Origin of the sequence: Flavobacterium sp. (genome assembly GCF_031363805.1) — a bacterium.
GTDB lineage: Bacteria > Bacteroidota > Bacteroidia > Flavobacteriales > Flavobacteriaceae > Flavobacterium.
On sequence record NZ_JANLVD010000262.1, the window covers coordinates 1 to 1,859 of the forward strand.

Here is a 1,859-nt window from a genome sequence, read left to right on the forward strand (position 1 = left end):
GAATTATAGAAAAATAATTTGGATTGCGATCTACATTATAAAAAGGATAACCAAAAGTAGTATCGACCAAAAAATATACTTTGTTCTGAAAATGATAAATATGATTTTTTAATGGAATAATTTTTTCATAAAATGCTTCATCGTTGTTCCACCAAGCATCTTTTCTTGGATAATGATATTGTAAAAAACGTTTTATTGTTCCTTCTCTTTTAATGATTTCAGACTTTTCATTTTCACTAATTCCTGTTGGTATACATTCGCCATTTTCAAACTTATAAAAAAATTCATCCGTAAGATTATGTAATTGATTGTCTGTAAAATGATTTTTATATTCGATGAAGTGAAAGTTGAAGTAAAACAGATGATTTTTATCAGTGAAATAATCACTATTTTTTATAAAAATTAAGGTTTCAATATCAACATCTTCCCAAATTTGAATTCCTTCAGCTGACGAACTCAAGGCATAAACTTGGTTTTTGTCATAGGCAAAACAACTGTTTTCGGATACGATTGTAAACGAATCAGGATCAGAATTTGGCAAAGCAACGCCATTGCAAAAAACTGATTTTTTGTTTTTAGAATAATTTTTATTAATTATAATTTCTGACATAATTTTCCCGTATTTATTAAAACCCAAACCAACCGCCAAATTCTTTCTTTAATTTTTTGGCTTCAATATTATTTGGATCCTTGCTTAAAATAAACTTCACAAGATTCATAATTTCTTTTTTATTGTTTTCTTTTTGATAAACCGATATTAAGTTGAATGTGAGTTCACTTATTTCATTATCCCAATTAAAATCTTGTTTGATATATTCTTTTACACACCAAGAAGCTAAAGTGATAAATTTGGATATTTGGTTGTCATAAAAGTAAGATAAAGCCAATTCGTGCTTGCTCCAATAGTCATTTGAATCTAGTTTTACAGCGTTTTCTAAGTCGGCAATTGATTCCTGCATTCGGTTTAATCTGCGCAGCGAAGCACCACGTCTGTAGGAATAAATTTGATGGGAATTATCATCAATATTTTTCACTAATTGATAGTAATTATCAGCACAAGCTACAGCTTTATCATATTGCTTTTCCTGATGATATTGTTGAAATAACATGAAATAAATCAATTCATTATCAGGTTCAGTTGCTAAACGTTTTTGTAATTCTAAAATAGAATTTTCAACGCTTTCATTTTTCTGAATTAAAAGTGCTTTTTCATTTAAAATAATATTCAAATCGCCCCAAATTTTGGCATAATCATTAAGTTTGAACATTTCGGTTTCAAGAAATTCTTTTTCGTTTTCAATTTTTTCAATAACTTGGAAAGCCAAAATTTGTTGATTGGTTTGATTATAGCAATCAACTAAAATGCGGTTGTTGTAAACGTAAAATTCTAATGGCAGATAATTTATGTATCTAGTAAACATAATATCTATGCTATTGATACAATCTTGATATTTATTGCTCATATATTGTGCATGTGCGAGAGAATTGAGCTGTTGCCAAAATGGCGATAGTTGAAAACCTGTTTCAAATATTGGAATCGATAATTCATATTGATCTAATTCGCCTAAAACAATGCCATAATTGTTACAGTTCATTGCAAAATAATGCTCATGATTCGAATATGGATTGCCTAAATTATTATAGAAAAAATTGCAAAATTCGTGATGTGCATTTTGATAAAATTCCTTCTGTATTTCGCAAATTTTTAAAAAGTTGGCACTGTCTTTTTCAAAATTATGATTTAAATTATCTAAATCTACGCCTGCACTATAACTATTTAATGGTTCCACGAACTGTTTTGGGATGGTTACCATTTCTATTTTATTGTTCACATAATAATTACAAATAATCTGTTTTGC

At 28.2% G+C, this 1,859-nt stretch carries 2 protein-coding genes; both read right to left on the minus strand.

Annotated features, from left to right (window positions below; genetic code table 11):
- Positions 1 to 610 (minus strand): DKNYY domain-containing protein (locus RMN92_RS13900; protein ID WP_309610041.1); only part of this gene is annotated, 610 nt, incomplete at its 3' end.
- 16 nt (positions 611 to 626) lie between these two features.
- A partial coding sequence (locus tag RMN92_RS13905; protein WP_309610042.1) for a hypothetical protein occupies positions 627 to 1,859 on the minus strand: 1,233 nt, incomplete at its 5' end.